14 protein-coding genes and 1 pseudogene are annotated in these 16,474 nt (G+C 44.5%); 8 read left to right on the top strand and 7 right to left on the bottom strand.

Annotated elements, in window-relative coordinates:
* The first annotated feature begins 47 nt into the window (after positions 1-47).
* Positions 48-1,949: a beta-glucoside-specific PTS transporter subunit IIABC gene (locus FD01_RS02055; protein WP_056962429.1), complete on the top strand. Its 1,902-nt coding sequence runs from the start codon at positions 48-50 to the stop codon at positions 1,947-1,949.
* Between the two features lie 59 nt (positions 1,950-2,008).
* Here the strand turns inward: FD01_RS02055 and FD01_RS02050 are convergent, their stop codons facing one another.
* The 7 genes and pseudogenes from FD01_RS02050 to FD01_RS15620 all read right to left on the bottom strand — a co-directional run.
* A complete protein-coding gene (locus FD01_RS02050; protein ID WP_054717586.1) occupies positions 2,009-2,881 on the bottom strand; it encodes an aldo/keto reductase in 873 nt (290 codons plus the stop codon).
* 1 nt (position 2,882) lies between these two features.
* The gene (locus FD01_RS02045) at positions 2,883-3,194 is read right to left on the bottom strand and encodes a carboxymuconolactone decarboxylase family protein (RefSeq protein ID WP_056962428.1); all 312 of its coding nucleotides are present in this window, start codon (positions 3,192-3,194) and stop codon (positions 2,883-2,885) included.
* Positions 3,195-3,197: 3 nt separating this feature from the next.
* Positions 3,198-3,599 (bottom strand): cupin domain-containing protein, encoded by a 402-nt coding sequence (locus tag FD01_RS02040; protein ID WP_054717589.1) that lies wholly within the window; start codon positions 3,597-3,599, stop codon positions 3,198-3,200.
* Positions 3,592-4,020 carry a MerR family transcriptional regulator gene (locus FD01_RS02035; RefSeq protein WP_054717592.1) on the bottom strand — a complete coding sequence of 143 codons (429 nt, stop codon included), beginning with the start codon at positions 4,018-4,020 and terminating at the stop codon, positions 3,592-3,594. Before FD01_RS02035 ends, FD01_RS02040 begins: the two co-directional genes overlap by 8 nt.
* 113 nt (positions 4,021-4,133) lie before the next feature.
* Complete coding sequence (locus tag FD01_RS02030) at positions 4,134-5,603, bottom strand: glycoside-pentoside-hexuronide (GPH):cation symporter (RefSeq protein ID WP_056962427.1); 1,470 nt, start codon at positions 5,601-5,603, stop codon at positions 4,134-4,136.
* 84 nt (positions 5,604-5,687) lie between these two features.
* Positions 5,688-5,927, bottom strand: coding sequence for a hypothetical protein (locus tag FD01_RS02025; RefSeq protein WP_056962426.1), 240 nt, complete (start codon positions 5,925-5,927; stop codon positions 5,688-5,690).
* Positions 5,928-6,179: 252 nt separating this feature from the next.
* Positions 6,180-6,386 (bottom strand): annotated as a pseudogene (locus FD01_RS15620) (aldo/keto reductase); the annotation flags it as partial.
* Positions 6,387-7,074: 688 nt separating this feature from the next.
* Between FD01_RS15620 and FD01_RS02020 the strand changes: the two are divergent.
* The 7 genes from FD01_RS02020 (at position 7,075) to FD01_RS01990 (ending at position 16,248) form a co-directional block, all read left to right on the top strand.
* Entirely contained in the window at positions 7,075-8,385 is a 1,311-nt protein-coding gene (locus FD01_RS02020) for an ABC transporter substrate-binding protein (protein WP_056962425.1), read from the top strand.
* Positions 8,386-8,453: 68 nt separating this feature from the next.
* Positions 8,454-9,329 carry a carbohydrate ABC transporter permease gene (locus FD01_RS02015; RefSeq protein WP_056962424.1) on the top strand — a complete coding sequence of 292 codons (876 nt, stop codon included), beginning with the start codon at positions 8,454-8,456 and terminating at the stop codon, positions 9,327-9,329.
* The gene (locus tag FD01_RS02010) at positions 9,326-10,168 is read left to right on the top strand and encodes a carbohydrate ABC transporter permease (protein ID WP_054717601.1); all 843 of its coding nucleotides are present in this window, start codon (positions 9,326-9,328) and stop codon (positions 10,166-10,168) included. Before FD01_RS02015 ends, FD01_RS02010 begins: the two co-directional genes overlap by 4 nt.
* Positions 10,169-10,211: 43 nt before the next feature.
* Positions 10,212-11,213 (top strand): LacI family DNA-binding transcriptional regulator, encoded by a 1,002-nt coding sequence (locus FD01_RS02005; RefSeq protein WP_056962423.1) that lies wholly within the window; start codon positions 10,212-10,214, stop codon positions 11,211-11,213.
* Positions 11,214-13,397, top strand: a complete 2,184-nt coding sequence (locus FD01_RS02000) for an alpha-galactosidase (RefSeq protein ID WP_082611649.1) — start codon at positions 11,214-11,216, stop codon at positions 13,395-13,397.
* 51 nt (positions 13,398-13,448) lie between these two features.
* On the top strand, positions 13,449-15,323 hold the full coding sequence (locus tag FD01_RS01995) for a glycoside hydrolase family 2 TIM barrel-domain containing protein (protein WP_056962422.1): 1,875 nt from the start codon (positions 13,449-13,451) through the stop codon (positions 15,321-15,323).
* Positions 15,298-16,248 carry a beta-galactosidase small subunit-related protein gene (locus FD01_RS01990; protein WP_056962421.1) on the top strand — a complete coding sequence of 317 codons (951 nt, stop codon included), beginning with the start codon at positions 15,298-15,300 and terminating at the stop codon, positions 16,246-16,248. The genes FD01_RS01995 and FD01_RS01990 overlap by 26 nt, the downstream gene beginning before the upstream one ends.
* Positions 16,249-16,474 lie beyond the last annotated feature (226 nt).

Raw genomic sequence — 16,474 nt, 5'->3', positions numbered from 1 at the left:
GTTCGCCTCACGGTGTCGTGCCACGGAGTGGCTAACTTGTTCTTGCAATTTGCGAACAAATATTAACCTTGGTCGGTGGTAAAGAAAATGTTAATAGCTTGATTCACTGTGTGACCCGACTACGATTTAAATTAAAAGACGAGTCTAGCGCTAAAACAGAACAAATAAAAGGCTTGGACGGCGTTATGACCGTAGTTAAAAGTGGTGGTCAGTATCAAGTCGTCATTGGCGAAAATGTTGCTGATATTTATGATAAGGTCATGCCGCACTTAAATCCTGAGAACACTACTTCATCGTCAGAAACGAGTGAAAAGAGTTCAATTTGGAATAGTGCAGTTCAAATTCTTTCGGGATTATTTACGCCGGTATTAGGTCCTTTGGCCGCTGCCGGGATTCTCAAGGGTTTCTTGGTATTATTAACAATTACCAATGTTTTGACCACCAAGTCTGGGACGTACATGATTCTGTATGCCGCTGCTGATGCCGTATTTTATTTCTTACCAGTCATTCTTGGATTTTCTGCTGGTAAAGTCTTTCATACCAACAGTTATATGGGTGCTGTGATTGGTGCCGCGCTTGTTTATCCAGATATGATAGCGGCATACAATGCGGGGAAACACCTTACATTTTTGAAGATTCCAGTCGTATTGATGAGTTATGCGCAGACTTTAATTCCAATCATTGCAGCGGTTTATTTCTTGTACTGGGTTGAAAAATTCCTCAATCGCTATATTCCAAAATCACTTAAAGGTATTTTTGTTCCATTACTGTGTCTTGTGATCGTGGTACCTGTAACGTATCTTGTTGTTGGGCCAGTGACTAGTATGCTGAGTTCCGGTTTGGCAAGTGCTGTTTTGGCACTTTATAAGTTGGTCCCGCCATTGGCTGGGTTTATCTTGGCTGGAATTTGGCAATTGGCTGTTTTGTTAGGGTTGCATTGGGCCTTTATCCCAGTATTCTTGAATAATATTGCGACTAAGGGATTTGATCCAATTAATGCCATGCTTTACTGCACTGTCTTCGGACAAGTTGGGGCCGCTTTAGCAATGGCAATCAAAGCGAAGGATTACAAATTCAAAGAATTAGCTACTACAGCTGTTATTTCTGGTTTCTTAGGAATTACTGAACCAATTATTTATGGTGTGACGATTCCACACAAGAAATCATTTGTCATGGCTTCAATTGGATCTGCGTTTGGTGGTGCTATCGCTGGGTTTGCAAGTGCAAAGATGTACGGTGGTTTTGCTTCAGGCGGGATTTTTGGGATTCCGATGTTTATCGGTCCTAAGGGCATCAATTTTGAATTCATCGGATTTGTTCTGTCGTTAGCAGTTGCATTTGTAGTGGCTTTGGTATTAACTTTATTGCTGGTTCCTGGCGTTAAGCCTGAAACTACTGCATCAACTTCAACTGAAAAAGCAACTATCAGCGCTTCTAACGCATTATCCCAGGCAGATATGAATGTGTTCGCACCATTATCCGGTAAAGTTGAACCATTGAGTGCAGTCAATGATGATGTTTTTTCAAAAGGTTTAATTGGTAAAGGGATTGCAGTTGTTCCAAGCGAAGGAAAAGTTACTGCACCTTTTGATGGCACTGTCGTTTCAGTATTTCCGACAAAGCATGCATTGGGATTACGTTCAAATAGTGGCATTGAATTACTGATCCATATTGGACTTGATACCGTTAATCTCAAAGGACAACATTTTGATTCGTTAGTTAAAGGCGGAGATATTATTACGCTCGGTCAAACATTAGAGAAATTTGATATTCAAGCAATTGAGAATGAGGGGTATGATGTTACCGTTCCGATTGTTGTAACCAATTCAAATGAGTACTCTGATGTGATATTAGATGATAATCAACGTTCAGTGACTGCGGGTGATGAGTTATTCTCTGTCGTTCCTCAAACTAAATCAGAGAAACACTCAGCTGCAGTTCAGGCTTAAAAATCAAATTTTATAAAAGCAAATCCTCCCACATTCCAAAACGTGGGAGGATTTGCTTTTTATTTCCAATCTTTCTTCCCAGCGTACACCGGAAAGGACTTATCCTCACCGTAATCGGTAAACTGAATCTGATTCAACTCTGCCATATCGGCGTCACTAATCGTAAAGCCCAATTCTGCATTGGCTTGTAAATGCGCGACACTGGCAGATTTTGGTAAAGGCAATAAATTGAGCTGCAAGTCATATTTGATCGCTAATTGGGGCACAGAAACGCCATATTTCGCCGCCATCGCCACAATCTTAGGCTCATTTAACATCGCGCCATGGGCCACTGGCGAATAAGCTTCCGTCAAAATGTCATGTTGCGCGTCAAAAGCAATCACTGCAGTCGGGACATTACCGATATGCGCCAACACTTGATTGACTTGCGGCTTGATGCGACTGTGGTCGAGAATATTTTGCACGTCGATCACTTCAAAGTTCGATAAACCGATGGCACGAATTTTTCCTGCATCATGGGCAGCTTCTAAAGCTCGCCAAGCTTCGCGGTTGCCTTCAAAATAATGCTCGCCAGCATGGAAGTTTGCCCATGGTTCTGGGGCGTGGATGATCATTAAGTCGAGATAATCTAAGCCGAGTTTGATTAACGATTCATCGATGGCAGCGGTAGCTGAGGCATAGTCTTTGTGTTCGGCAGCCAGTTTAGTGGTAATAAACAAGTTATCCCGCGCGACCCCAGATTGTTGAATCCCGCGGCCTACACCAGCTTCGTTTCCATACGCTTCAGCGGTATCGATATGACGATAGCCCGCTTGAATCGCAGCTTTAACCACCGCCGTGACTGATTTGTCGTCGATCAGCCAAGTACCTAAGCCGAGTTTTGGTATCGTGACGCCGTTATTTAACGGATAAAATTCATTGTGAATGTCCATGTTAATCCTCCGTTGCGTAAATCTTATTCGCCAAACCAAAAGCACTCCAAGCTTTGGGCCAGCCGGAATAAAAGGCCAAATGGGTGATCAATTCCTGGGTGACCCCATTTGGCTTGACGATGGCCATATGGGCTTCTAGTTGGGGAAATAAGCCTTGTGCCATCAAGGCAGAGCAGGTGATCAAACTGCGATCGCGCGGCGACATTTGCGCTTCGCGTGACCACACTTCACCAAATAACACGTCATCATTAAGTTCCGCGAATTTCGGGGCAAAATCACCGAGCTGATCGCGGCCTGCCGTTTGTTTTTCCATGGTTTAATCCTCCAAGGCGTTGTAATCTGCGTCGGACACAGCTACTAACCATTCTGGGGTGCCGGCGGTGATGGCGATGTGGCTAAACCAAGAATCTTTGGTCGCGCCATGCCAGTGTTTGACCCCGTCTTTGGTGACCACGGTATCGCCGACGTGTAGTTTCCGCGCCGGAAAGCCTGCTTCTTGATACCAGCCCTCGCCACCTGTGACAATTAACAACTGAAAGCCGTCATGATGAATGTGCCAGTGATTGCGGCAACCGGGTTCAAAGCTGACTTCACCGACGCCGACGTTGATATCTGGGTCGGAAATCAAGTTGCGTAAGTAGCTGTTGCCGGTGAAGAACTGCGCATAAGCCGTGTTGAGTGGGCCGTTGGGGTAAAGTTTGGAAATTTGTTCAGTCATGTTTTTCCTCCTGATCGAGTCGATTGAGGTAAGCTTCAAAGCTTTCATCTTCGGCGATCGTTGCGTCGACTTTGCCTTGATACCAATCGATTTTGTGTTCTAAAACGGCGAGATTATTTTGCAGCGCGCGAATTTGTGCGTGGGCTTCTGAGGCGACATCGTGAAGCAACACGAGGCGTTGATCGGTAGTGGCATCGCCTTGTGCACGCAATTTGACGTAAGTTTTCAATTGCGACATCGTCATGCCAGTGCCTTTGAGATGCAAAATGAAGATCAACCATTTCACATCTGCTTCGGTGTAATAGCGCTGATCGTTGGCGTCGCGATGCGGCAACAGCAAGCCTTCTTGTTCGTAGTAGCGCAAAGTGTACGTGGATAAACCGACTTTTGCGGCGAATTGACCGATGCGATAAGTTGTCATGAGCCACCTCCTGATGACTGTAGCATAAGCCTTCGAGTGGACTCTAAGGCAAGGCTTTTTTTGAAAAAATTTTTGCGGGCAAGAAAAAAAGCCGCTCATGGCGGCTTTTAACATTAGGCTTGTTCTGGTGCAGCAGCTGGGGCGTCAGCATCGGTGGCGTCATCAGCTTTGGCTTCGGCACGCAATTTGCGTTCCAAATCACGGACGATTTCGGTGTGGCGCTTTTCGGATAATTTGACTTTGAAGGTGTAAACCAAAGCCGATAAAATCAACATCACCATTGGAATGTAGAACATGTAAGCCTTGAAGGTGGACAATTCGCCTGCTGTGATGCTTGAAGGCTTGGCGTTGCCGACCATGCCGGCGTGAACGGCGGCTAAGCCAACCACACCCATGGCGATGGCACCAGCGAGTTTGTCGATCAAAGGCCGCACGGAAAGTGTCACCGATTCATTACGGGTGCCGTTTTTCCATTGGCCATATTCCACAGAATCGGTGATGGTCATTAAAGCGGCTAAGAAAATCATCGGGTAAGGGAAGAAGAAAATGGCAACCGCGAACAATACCATCGTTAAGTTGGTCCCAGCTAACAAGAATAATAAGTAGCCGATAAACATCATCGCAATGCCGCCGACGAAAATCTTTTCTCGATGTAAGACGGCGACTAAGGTTGGGAACAACACCACAGAGATGATCCCTAAAATCGCGGTGATGACGCCGACTAAGTAGAACTTGTCAGCGGCGCCTAAAACATAAGTGAAGTAGTAAGCAGTCAAGGAGTTAGTGACCACGTAACTCATGGCAAACAAGAAGTAAGCCAAAGATAACCACATCAATTGATCATTTTGACCGATGACTTTGAAGACATCGCGGAAGCGGACATGTTCCGTGTTTTTACGCAGCAGGTTTTGCTTTTCTTTGGTGCCCAGCGCTACGCCCAAAGCACCTAAGAAGGACAGTAAGCCGATAACCACGGCAAACCCAGTCCAACCAGCTTGGGTCTTGGTGCTGCCTTGCGTGCCAGAGAATTGTTGGGAGAAGAAGACGATCAAAGGATAGATGATGATCGGCACACCTTGCGCGCCTAACGTGGAGCCGAAGCGGCCGATGGTGCCAAAGCGAGCGCGGACTTTTGAATCCGTGGACAAAGCCGGCAACATGGACCAAAACGAAATATCTTTAAAGGAATAGAAGATGTCTAAAATCACAAAGGCTAACCCGAATAACACCAGGTATAAAAGCGGTTGGCTGGTCGCTAAGCCGCCGAAGTTGGTGAAAATCAACACCAACATCACGGAACTGATCGTGGCTCCAGTCAATAACCAAGGTTTGAACTTGCCCCAGCGGGTTTGGGTATTATCCACGGCGCCGCCGATCAGCGGATCACAGGCGATTTCGGCGATGCGAATCACGGTCATCATCACGGTGACATAGCCGATCATGCGGGTATTGAAGCCTTTGTCGGCAGTATTGAATAATTGCGAGGTAACAAACAGCATAAAGTAAGTCGATAAAGTGGCATAAAAGGCGTCGTGGCCAAACGCCCCAAAGGCATAAGATGAGTATTGCTTGAGATGTTTCATGATGGTTCCTCCTAAAACGTTATCAGCGAGCGCTTACAGTTTGTGGGAAAAGCAATCCGGCGTGGGATGGCCGGAAAGTGAGTTTTAATAGCGATGTTCCATGATTTTTTGTAAGATCTTGGCGCGTTGGTCTTCTTTGGCGATATCAAATTGCGTATTTTCCAAGTTGTTGAAATCTTGGATCATCAGCAACGCTTCCAGATATAAACGCAATTGGCGTTTAATGTAGATCCGGTTGTCTTCATCTGGGCCTTTGGGATTGCCAGCGAGGATCGTGCGGGCAAAAGTTTCAGGGTCGATCGTGATTTTGTCAGTTTTAGTCATAAGGGCTTTCTCCTTGCATCAAGTAAACTTTTACTGAGCTGACGATTTTAAGCTAACAGTGAAACCGTTAACATAAAAGGCTGAACTCAACTTAACCGGTTGTTTATAGCATAACCCATTTTAGTAAAATGTAAAGCGAAATTTTTCTATTTACGGTAAAAGTTTACTTTGTGAAGCAAAAATTCCTGTCAGATATGCAATTAACGACACCAAAAAACGCCTAGTTATTGACTAGACGTTGCATGCTACCAGTTAGTTTTGTAAAGCAGCATCGATGGCGGCTAATTCATCAGCGGTGAAATCAAGCCGGTTCAAGGCATTTAAGTTATCCGCTAACTGACTGGTGCGCGAGGCTCCGACTAAGACACTGGCGACGACAGGTTGCCGCAAGTTCCATGCTAACGCCATGGCCGCTAAGCTTTGTCCACGATTTTGAGCAAGCGCGTTGAGCTTTTTAACCGGTCACAGCACGGCGATATTGTGAACGGTTGAATGCAAGCGCATCAGGATAATCATAGGGAGATAAATTTGAGCATGAGCGATTGCTCAATATAGGCAAAGGTGCCTTTATTTTTCCTGAGTCGCACGAATTTTTAATTTGACATTTTCTATAGAAACTTTGTTCATCAGGATGAATCAAGCTAAAAGCGCCTGAGTTTTTGCCAAGATGGCAATAGCATCCGAAGGATTTTGAAATCCTAGACCGATATTTAGTAAATATGATTATGTATTCAAAAAAGTCTTATAATTCAGCTCATGACCGCATTTCTTATCGATAAGTCCGATTGTCACTAATGCTAAAGCCCAACACTTTAAGACGAAACATTCTCTCGAGTGAATAAATTTTTGATTAAGGAATCATGGCTTTCTCATGATAAAAAAACATAAAATGAAAATTGAAAGCGCTGTTATTATCTTAAATTTCCTATTTTGAAAGCGCTAATCTAAAAACCGAGGCTACTTTTTCAAAAATTATATAACGGCAAATTTATTTAAAATAATTTGTACCTATAAATAATATCAATAATTTATTATTTTTTATTGACAGCGCTTACTAAATCCGTATATACTGTGTTTGTAAATATTTACTAAATAAGCCGCTTATTTTTTGACGAAGGGTTTACTATCCGCGCAGGGGGATTACGTGATGAAAAAATTCCGTTTCAAACGCCTGTTACTGGCGGCAGCAGCAGTAACAGCAACTGTATTGCTTGCGGCTTGCAGTAGTTCTAAAGGCAGCTCCTCAAGTAGTACAAGCAAAGATAACAAGACTTTGACTGTTTGGTGTTGGGATGAAACTTATAACACACCAGCGGTGAAGGATGCCATCAAGCAGTACAAGAAAGAAAATGGCAAGCAAAAAGTTAAAGTTGTGACGATGGCTCAAGATGATATTGTTCAGAAGCTGAATACGGTATTGTCTTCCGGCGGTTCAAAGGGCTTACCTAACATTGTTTTAATTGAAGATTATCGGATCCAAAGTTATCTCAAGGCATATCCTGATGCGTTTGCGGACTTAAGTAGCATCTCAAAGAAAGGCAATTTCTCAAGTTATAAATCAGCGGTCAACACCGTAGATGGCAAAACTTATGGTGTTCCGTTTGATTCTGGGGTTGCAGGATTATTCTATCGCACTGATTTAATCAAACAAGCTGGCTACACTGACGCCGATATGCAAAACCTCACTTGGGATAAGTATATTGAAATCGGGAAGCAAGTGAAGGCAAAGACTGGTAAAGCAATGCTTTCTCTGGATCCAAGTGATCTAGGCTTAATTCGGATCATGATGCAATCTGCCGGTTCTTGGTATACCAAGTCTGATGGTAAGACGGTCAACATTCAAAACAACACTGCTTTAAAGCAAAGTATCTCGCTTTACAAGCAGATGATGGATGCAGGTATTGTTGAAAAAGTTTCCGGCTGGGATGCGGGTGTTGCTGCCGTTCAAAAGGGTCAAGTTGCAAGTGCACCTACAGGGGCTTGGTATTCAAGCACGATTCAAGGTGCCAAAGATCAAAGTGGTAAATGGAAGATTGCCCAAATTCCACGGATCAGCGAAAACAGCAAATCTGTCAATGCTTCAAGCATTGGTGGTGGCGGTTGGTACGTGATCAAAGGGGTTGGCAATGTTGCCGGTGCCAAGGACTTCTTAGGCAAGACATTTGCCTCTAGTCCAGCGCTGATTGACCAATTGGCTAAGGATATTGGGGCTGTTGGGACCTTGAAGGATGCGAAGTCTGGTGCTAACTATAAGGCTGCTTATCCATTCTATTCCAACCAAAAGGTCTTTGAAGATCTGTTGAGCTGGTCTAACAAGGTGCCAGAAGTTAACTACGGTTCTTCCACTTATCAAATTGAAGATGTGATGAAGGATCCAGTGCAGTCCATTCTGAAGGGACAAAATATCAACACGGTTCTGAAGAATGCACAAGCACAAGCTGAAAGCGCTGTTCAATAACAATGCAGTCGCCATCGGAATCGGATCAACCGATTTCCGATGGCGTTTTTTATTAAGGGGTGTCGATATTGAAAGCAAAGAAAAGTCGATTACAAAAAAGCGGTTGGCCGTTTTTCACGCCGAGTGTGATCATCATTTCGATTACCGTGTTTATTCCGATGATCCAAGCCTTAATCACCTCGTTTCAAAGTGGTCCACCGACCAATATGCAGTTTACTGGGTTGGCCAACTACCAAGCAATGCTTCATGACGCAACATTTAAGTCAGCTGCAACTAATACCTTTTTATATTTGATTGTTCAAGTTCCGATTATGATTTTCTTGGCGTTGATAATCTCAACGCTGCTCAACGATCACCGATTACGCTTTCGGGGGTTATTCCGTACTGCTATTTTTCTACCATGTATTACGTCTTTAGTTTCCTATTCTTTGTTAATGAAGACGATTTTTGCGCCAACGGGGATCGTGAACAAACTTTTGCTTGATGTCCATTTGATTGGTGCGCGGATTCAATGGTTAACCGATCCATTTTGGGCGAAGGTGTTGATTATCTTCTCAATTACTTGGCGTTGGACCGGCTATAATATGATCTTCTTCCTTTCCGGTTTGCAGAACATTAGTGATGAAATTTATGAAGCAGCCGAAATTGATGGTTCTTCCAAAGTGCATACGTTCTTCCATATCACGATTCCAATGCTCAAGCCAATCATCTTATTCACGACCATTACCTCTACAATTGGGACGTTACAATTGTTCGATGAAGTGAATAACATCACGAAAGGTGGCCCAGGCAATGCTACCACGACCTTGTCACAGTATATTTACAATTTGAGTTACAAATATACACCGAACTTTGGTTATGCAGCGGCAGTATCGTTTGTCATTGTGGTGGCAATCGTGATCTTGACTGTGATCCAAATGCGGTTAGGGAGGGATGACAAATGAGAGCGAAACGAACAGCACTAAATACCGTTAAATATTTAATTTTGATCATTCTATCAATTGTTTCAGTTTTTCCATTCTTCTTTATGATTGTCGGAATGACGAATAACAGTGTTGCCATTACTGGTGGGAGTCTGCACTTCGGGTCATTACTGGCGGATAATTTTAAACACTTATTTGCCAGTGAACTTGATTTTGTCGGTTCGTTGAAGAACTCGGCAATTATTGCCGTGGTGACCACCGCTGTGGCGCTGTGCTTGTCATCGCTGGCTGGCTATGGGTTTGAAATTTATAAGACTCGGCGCAGTGAGAACATTTTTAACTTTTTACTGCTTTCAATGATGGTACCGTTTGCCGCCTTGATGATTCCTTTATATCGGATGTTCAGCAAGCTTTCAGGCACGCCATTTCAAATCTTTGGGGTTAATTCGTTCTATGCTGTTATAATCCCGACGATGACCACCGCATTTTTGATTTTCTTTTTCCGGCAAAATGCGAAATCCTTCCCTAAAGAATTGGTAGAATCAGCGCGATTAGATGGCTTAAGTGAATTTCAAATTTTCACGCACATTTATATGCCAGTATCGAAAAACGCTTATTCCGCAGCTGCGATCATTACGTTTATGACCAGCTGGAATAATTATTTGTGGCCATTAGTCGTATTACAATCTCCTGAAAAACGGACCGTTCCTTTGGTGCTATCAGCCATGGGAGCATCATACACGCCAGACTATGGGATGATGATGTGCGGCATTGTGTTGTCAACGATTCCGACAGCCTTGTTATTCTTCTTTATGCAGAAAAATTTCGTCCAAGGGATGTTGGGTTCTGTCAAAGGATAAAGGCTTCAACCGACAAATCACAATCCGAATGAGTTTGTAGGAGGTGAGTACGATCACGACCATCAAAGATATCGCAGAGAAAGCTCACGTGTCCAGTTCGACCGTTTCGCGAGTGTTGAATAATGACGCCACCATGAATGTGACTGATGATACTCGTCGTAAAATCTATGCTGCCGCTGAGGAGCTGAATTATCAAAAACGTTCATTGAAAAGTCTCCATTCTAAGGGCATTGTTGCCTTAGTTCAGTGGTACAGCACAGATAAAGAACTCGGCGATCTTTACTATCGCGCAATTCGCTGGGGCATTGAAAATCAATTAGAGGCCAGTCAATATGAAGTCAAGCATTTCCTGCCAAGTGATACCTTGCCATCAATGTCGGATTTTGCCGGTATTGTTGCGCTCGGTAAGTTTAGCACTGCGCAATTAGAAGTGCTTAAACAGTCGGGAAAACCATTAGTCATTGTTGATCAAGATGTCTTAGGTGAGGGTGTATCTTGTGTGGTACCAGATTTTGCTAATGGTATTGATCGGATCATCCACTATATGCAAGCGGCTGGTTATCAAACTGTCGGCATGATCGCAGGAGTTGAGGAAACTAGTGATGGTCAGGCGTTAAATGATCCGCGCCGCCAATTGTTTCCGCAACTTGCCGTGGACGCGGGATTCTCAACCCCTGCGATATATGCAGCGCCTTTTACCGTTGAAGGTGGCTATCAGGCCATGGAAGTCGCAATTACAGCAGGAAAACTGCCAGACGCGTTCTTTGTTGCCAATGATTCCATGGCTATCGGGGCGATTAAAGCTTTGCAAAATGCGCACATTAATATTCCTGATGACGTCAGCCTTTTTGGTTTCAACAATCTTGCCATTGGCTTGTATCTCAATCCAACTTTAAGCAGTGTTCATGTGCCAACTGAGACCATGGGGGCAACTGCCGTGACAATGCTCATAGCGCTTTCTGAAGAAAAATTACCTCAACCTAGCAAATTGACCGTTGCGACGAGCTTAAAATTACGCCAAAGTAGCACTAGAAAGGAGCATTAAATGCTGATTACCGTTGATGCTGCCACGCACACTTTTCACTTGCACAACCGGGATTTGAGTTATGTCATGCAAGTCAAAGATCAACGCTTTTTACTGCAAGTGTATTATGGCAAACGAATTCATCACTACTCACAGATTCTGCCTTACCCTGAAGTGGAACGAGCCTCGACTTCACCTAACCCAAGTGGTTATGCCCACACGAATTTCACCCTAGATACTGCCATGCAAGAATTCCCAGGCAGTGATGGGGATTATCGCGAGTCGGCTTTTTCAATCACTTATGCTGACGGGACTCAAGCGACAGCGTTAGAATATGTTGATTATCGAATCATTGCTGGTAAGCCAAAATTAGAAGGATTACCAGCCACTTATGCGGCGAAGGATCAATCCGAAACGTTAGTCATTGAATTGAAAGATGTTGGCCGCCACCTTGGGGTCACTTTGCAATATACAATTTTTAGTGAATTACCGGTGATCACCCGTTCAGTTCAGTATCATAATATAGGGGTCCAAACGATATACTTGGACAAGGCTCTCAGTATGGCTTTGGACCGACCAGATGCCAATTATCAAATGATTCAATTACCTGGTGCGTGGGCGCGAGAAAAGCAACTGGTGCGCACATCACTTGCGTCGGGCACGCATGTTTTAAGTAGTCGTCGCGGTGCAAGCAGTGCCCAGCAACAACCGTTCATGGCGTTGGTACGACCAGAAACCACTGAAAACAGTGGGGAAGTCTTTGCTTTTCACTTTGTTTATAGTGGCAACTTCCAGTTAACTGCGAGTGTTGATGCTTATCAGCAAACGCGAATCACTGGTGGCATTGGTGCGACTCATTTCCGTTGGCAATTACAACCCCAAGCAACTTTTCAAACGCCAGAAATGGTGATGGTATATAGCGCTGAAGGCCTCAATGCAATGTCCCAAACCTTTCACCAGCTTTACCGCCAGCATTTAGCTCGTGGGCGTTACCGAAATGAGTTGCGGCCGGTGATTATTAATAACTGGGAAACGACATACTTTGATTTTGATGAAGACCGGTTATTAAAACTTGCTGGTTTAGCCAAACAAATTGGTGTCGAGTTATTCGTTTTAGATGATGGCTGGTTTGGACATCGCGATTCAGATAACAGGTCACTGGGAGATTGGCAAGTTGATTCACATAAACTCCCGAATGGCTTGGCGAGTTTGTCAAAACATGTTCATGAATTAGGGATGAAGTTTGGCTTGTGGTTTGAACCCGAGATGATTTCGCCAGATAGTGACCTTTTCCGAGCACATCCAGACTGGGTATTAAATGTGCCTGATTTTCCGATGTCACAAGGGCGCAATCAATTGGTCTTAGACTTCAGTCGTGCAGATGTGCGCGACGCGATTCGTCAACAACTAGAGGAGATTTTAAGTACCGTTGAGATTGATTTTGTTAAATGGGATATGAATCGAAATATTACGGCCCCTGCGAGTCGTCAATTGCCAGCAAGTCAGCAGCAAGAAACCTTGCATCGTTATATCTTAGGGTTGTACGCATTAGTGGATGAGATCACAACGAAATATCCTGATGTCTTATTTGAAAATTGTGCTGCTGGTGGCGGACGCTTTGATCCTGGTATGTGTTATTACATGCCGCAAAGTTGGGCCAGCGATGATACTGATGCCTATGAGCGCTTGAAGATTCAATATGGGACGAGCTTGATTTTCCCACCAGTGATGATCGATGCTCATCTTTCCGAAATCCCTAACGATCAAGTGGGCAGAGCAACCCCGCTGGAAAGTCGCATTGCCATTTCCCAATCTGCCAATTTTGGTTTAATGATGAACCTTGAGCAGAAAACTCCAGCAGAGCTGCAAGTACTCAAAACGGCAATTGATGATTATAAATTGCACCGCCAATTGATTCAATTTGGTGATTTTTATCGCTTGATGGATCCATTCACGCAACCAGATGGCGCTTGGATGTTTGTTGATCCCGAAAAGAAACATGTCCGAGTCGTCTACATGCAAGGATTGAACAAAGCTTCAAAGCCAAATGTGAATGTCAAATTAGTTGGTCTTGATCCGGCTGCAAGGTATCAAAGTGGTGATCAACAATGGTATGGGGATGAACTGATGAACTACGGTTTGTACCTCAATTATCGACTCATCAAAGATTTTCAAACAATCGTCGTGGATTTGGTCAAGATTTGACGAAGGATCTGATCAACCAGCAGTCGCAGTTTTATTGAAGGAGGAGTTATGATGACGCCAAGTCTTGATTGGCTTGATGATCCGGAAATTTTTCGGGTGAATCAAGTCCCGGCACACAGCGATCACGTGTATTTCGCATCGGCAGTAGAAGCAAAAACGCAACAAAGTAGTTTTAAGCAGTTGTTAAATGGTAGTTGGCAATTTCACTTTGCAGAAAATCCTCAAGCACAACCTGCAGACTTTTATCAACCTACCTTTGATGATAGTCAGTTTGATTCCATCCAAGTGCCGCAACATATTGAATTGGCAAATTATGCCCAGATTCAATATGTGAACACGCAGTATCCTTGGGATGGTCGCCGCTTTCGTCGGCCGGCTTATACGCTAGATCGAGGCTTGCAGCCAGGCTGTTTTTCTCAAGCACCTGATAATGCGGTGGGCTGTTATCGCAAAGTATTTTCCTTACCGGAAGCTTGGGCTGAATTGAATGTGCATATCCAATTTGCCGGCGTTGAGCGGGCGATGTATTTATGGTGCAATGGTCATTTTGTTGGTTATGCAGAGGATAGTTTCACCCCTTCAGAGTTTGATTTGACGCCATATTTGCAAAAGGGTGATAACGTCTTGGCGGCTGCTGTGTATCGACAAAGCACAGCTAGTTTTATTGAGGATCAAGACTTCTTCCGGTTTTTCGGCATTTTTCGCGATGTTTGCTTATTGGCGCAACCAAAGGGACATGTGCAGGATCTAGCTGTTGTGGCCATTTTAAATGAAGATTTAAGGACTGGTGATTTAGACCTTAAAGCAAAGCTGACAGGGGGGAGCGCAGTCAAGGTTTGTTTGCAAGATGCGTCTGGTCGACCCTTATTTACTCAAGTCAAACCAGCATCCGCCGAGTTTGTACTTAAATCATTGCCGGTGACGCAACTGCATCCTTGGTCGCATGAAGAGCCATACTTGTATACAGTGACGCTGACCATTCTAGATGATGATCACAATGAAATTGAATATGTGCCACAAAAAATCGGTTTTCGCCGCCTGACAGTGGCAGACAATGTTGTCTTTTTGAACAATCAACGGTTGATCTTAACCGGCGTCAATCGCCATGAGTGGTCCGCAAATAGCGGTCGAGTGATTGGTATGGCGGAAATGAAAGCTGATATTAAGACCTTTTTAGCCCATCATATTAACGCAGTGCGCACTTGTCATTATCCTGATCAGTTGCTGTGGTATCAGCTTTGTGATGAAGCCGGGATCTACGTAATGGCGGAAGTGAATTTAGAGTCGCATGGTAGCTGGCAAAAGCGCTCTGCAGTGGAGCCATCGTACAATGTTCCTGGCAGTGTGCCGCAATGGCGCGAAGCTGTGCTTGATCGGGCGCGGACCAATTATGAAACGTTGAAGAATCATCCTAGTATTTTGTTTTGGTCGTTAGGCAATGAGTCGTTTGCTGGCGAGGATATTGCGGGAATGAACGATTATTATAAGCAAGTAGATAATACCCGCTTAGTTCACTATGAAGGCGTTGTTCATGCTCGAGAGTATGAAGCGCGAATCTCTGATTTGGAAAGTCGAATGTATGCTTCGCCGGCAGAGGTTGCCGCTTACTTGAGACAACCAAAGAAGCCATTTTTGCTGTGTGAGTATATGCATGATATGGGTAATTCATTGGGTGGGATGCATGAATATATGGATCTCATTGAAAAATACCCTAATTTTCTTGGCGGTTTCATTTGGGACTTCATTGATCAAGCCTTGTGGGTGACTGATCCAATTTCGGGGAATCAGGCCTTACGCTATGGCGGCGATTTTGACGATCGGCCTTCTGATTATGCATTTTCTGCAGATGGCCTGATGTTTGCGGATCGCACCCCGAAACCAGCGATGCAGGAGGTGGCACATGAATATGCAAGATTCACTGATTAAGTTAAGTTTTGGCGATTGTAACCTAGGCGCGGTTGTAAACGACCATGAATATTTGTTTAGCTACGATGCTGGTGGCCCAACATCTTTGCGCGTTGGCGGGAAGGAATGGTTATATCGAAGCCCGCGGCCAATGTTTTGGCGAGCGACTACCGAAAACGATCAAGGTAATGGGTTGCCACAACGTGCTGCCGCGTGGTATGCAGATAGCCAGTTTGCTCGACCTGAGTTGATCCAAGTGGTGGTGAATGGCAAAACGATTGCGCTACCGTTTGATGTTGAAAATAACGTGCATACTGCAGATGAAAAGGTCGATCAAGTCGGATTGACTTTTCGCTATCATGCCCCAATTTCGGCGACACATTGTGATGTCATTTATACCGTGAACGCGGATGCCACTTTACAGGTCAAAGTCGATTATCCAGGGTTTGTCGACGCACCAGAGTTACCAGTATTTGGGCTACAGATGATAATGCCAACGCCAGCGACTGGGTTTAACTATACTGGCTTATCTGGTGAAACTTACCCAGATAGGATGGCAGGCGGCATACCAGGTACGTATGCCATCCAAGGCTTGCCGGTGACGCCGTATTTAGTGCCGCAGGATTGTGGCGTTCATATGCAAACTAGTGAAGTCGTCATCACGCGTCATCAAACCTTGAACAATGCCGATTCAGATACCAGCACCTATGATTTGCAGATTTCGCAACTCAAAGATTCATTTGCCTTCAGTTTGTTGCCTTATACTGCTTATGAATTAGAAAATGCGACCCATCAAGACGAACTACCGCCAGTTCGGCACACTGTGTTAACGGTGATGGGGGGTGTCCGCGGGGTCGGTGGGATCGATTCTTGGGGCAGTGATGTGCAACCAGATTATCGCATTGATGCCACGCAACCGCATACGTTTGAATTTTCAGTTTACTGACAACGTGCAGCATAGGCACGATGCGGTGCCTCAATCTTGATAAATAATCGAGTTTAAAAATATCACCCAAAATACAAGCGCCTGTTCTTCACGATTGTTCTTGAAATCGTGAGGGACAGGCGCTTTGTTGTCGGAGATTGATGGTTTCAACGTAAGCACCTAATAACAGACGTAAGCACCTAATAACAGACCGCCTATCCCTCTCAATTGCCAAGCGGTATCATGA

Origin of the sequence: Lacticaseibacillus manihotivorans DSM 13343 = JCM 12514 (genome assembly GCF_001435035.1) — a bacterium.
In the GTDB taxonomy this organism is placed as follows: Bacteria; Bacillota; Bacilli; order Lactobacillales; family Lactobacillaceae; genus Lacticaseibacillus; species Lacticaseibacillus manihotivorans.
Note: the sequence above shows the minus strand (reverse complement) of the source record. Positions and strands in the feature narration are given on the sequence as shown.

Coding starts and splice junctions, on each gene's coding strand:
- FD01_RS02000 (WP_082611649.1), top strand. CDS start 11,214: ATGCTGATTACCGTTGATGCTGCCACGCACACTTTTCACTTGCACAAC.
- FD01_RS02045 (WP_056962428.1), bottom strand. CDS start 3,194: ATGGAAAAACAAACGGCAGGCCGCGATCAGCTCGGTGATTTTGCCCCG.
- FD01_RS02025 (WP_056962426.1), bottom strand. CDS start 5,927: ATGACTAAAACTGACAAAATCACGATCGACCCTGAAACTTTTGCCCGC.
- FD01_RS02050 (WP_054717586.1), bottom strand. CDS start 2,881: ATGGACATTCACAATGAATTTTATCCGTTAAATAACGGCGTCACGATA.
- FD01_RS01995 (WP_056962422.1), top strand. CDS start 13,449: ATGACGCCAAGTCTTGATTGGCTTGATGATCCGGAAATTTTTCGGGTG.
- FD01_RS02040 (WP_054717589.1), bottom strand. CDS start 3,599: ATGACTGAACAAATTTCCAAACTTTACCCCAACGGCCCACTCAACACG.
- FD01_RS02030 (WP_056962427.1), bottom strand. CDS start 5,603: ATGAAACATCTCAAGCAATACTCATCTTATGCCTTTGGGGCGTTTGGC.
- FD01_RS02020 (WP_056962425.1), top strand. CDS start 7,075: ATGAAAAAATTCCGTTTCAAACGCCTGTTACTGGCGGCAGCAGCAGTA.
- FD01_RS01990 (WP_056962421.1), top strand. CDS start 15,298: ATGAATATGCAAGATTCACTGATTAAGTTAAGTTTTGGCGATTGTAAC.
- FD01_RS02035 (WP_054717592.1), bottom strand. CDS start 4,020: ATGACAACTTATCGCATCGGTCAATTCGCCGCAAAAGTCGGTTTATCC.
- FD01_RS02010 (WP_054717601.1), top strand. CDS start 9,326: ATGAGAGCGAAACGAACAGCACTAAATACCGTTAAATATTTAATTTTG.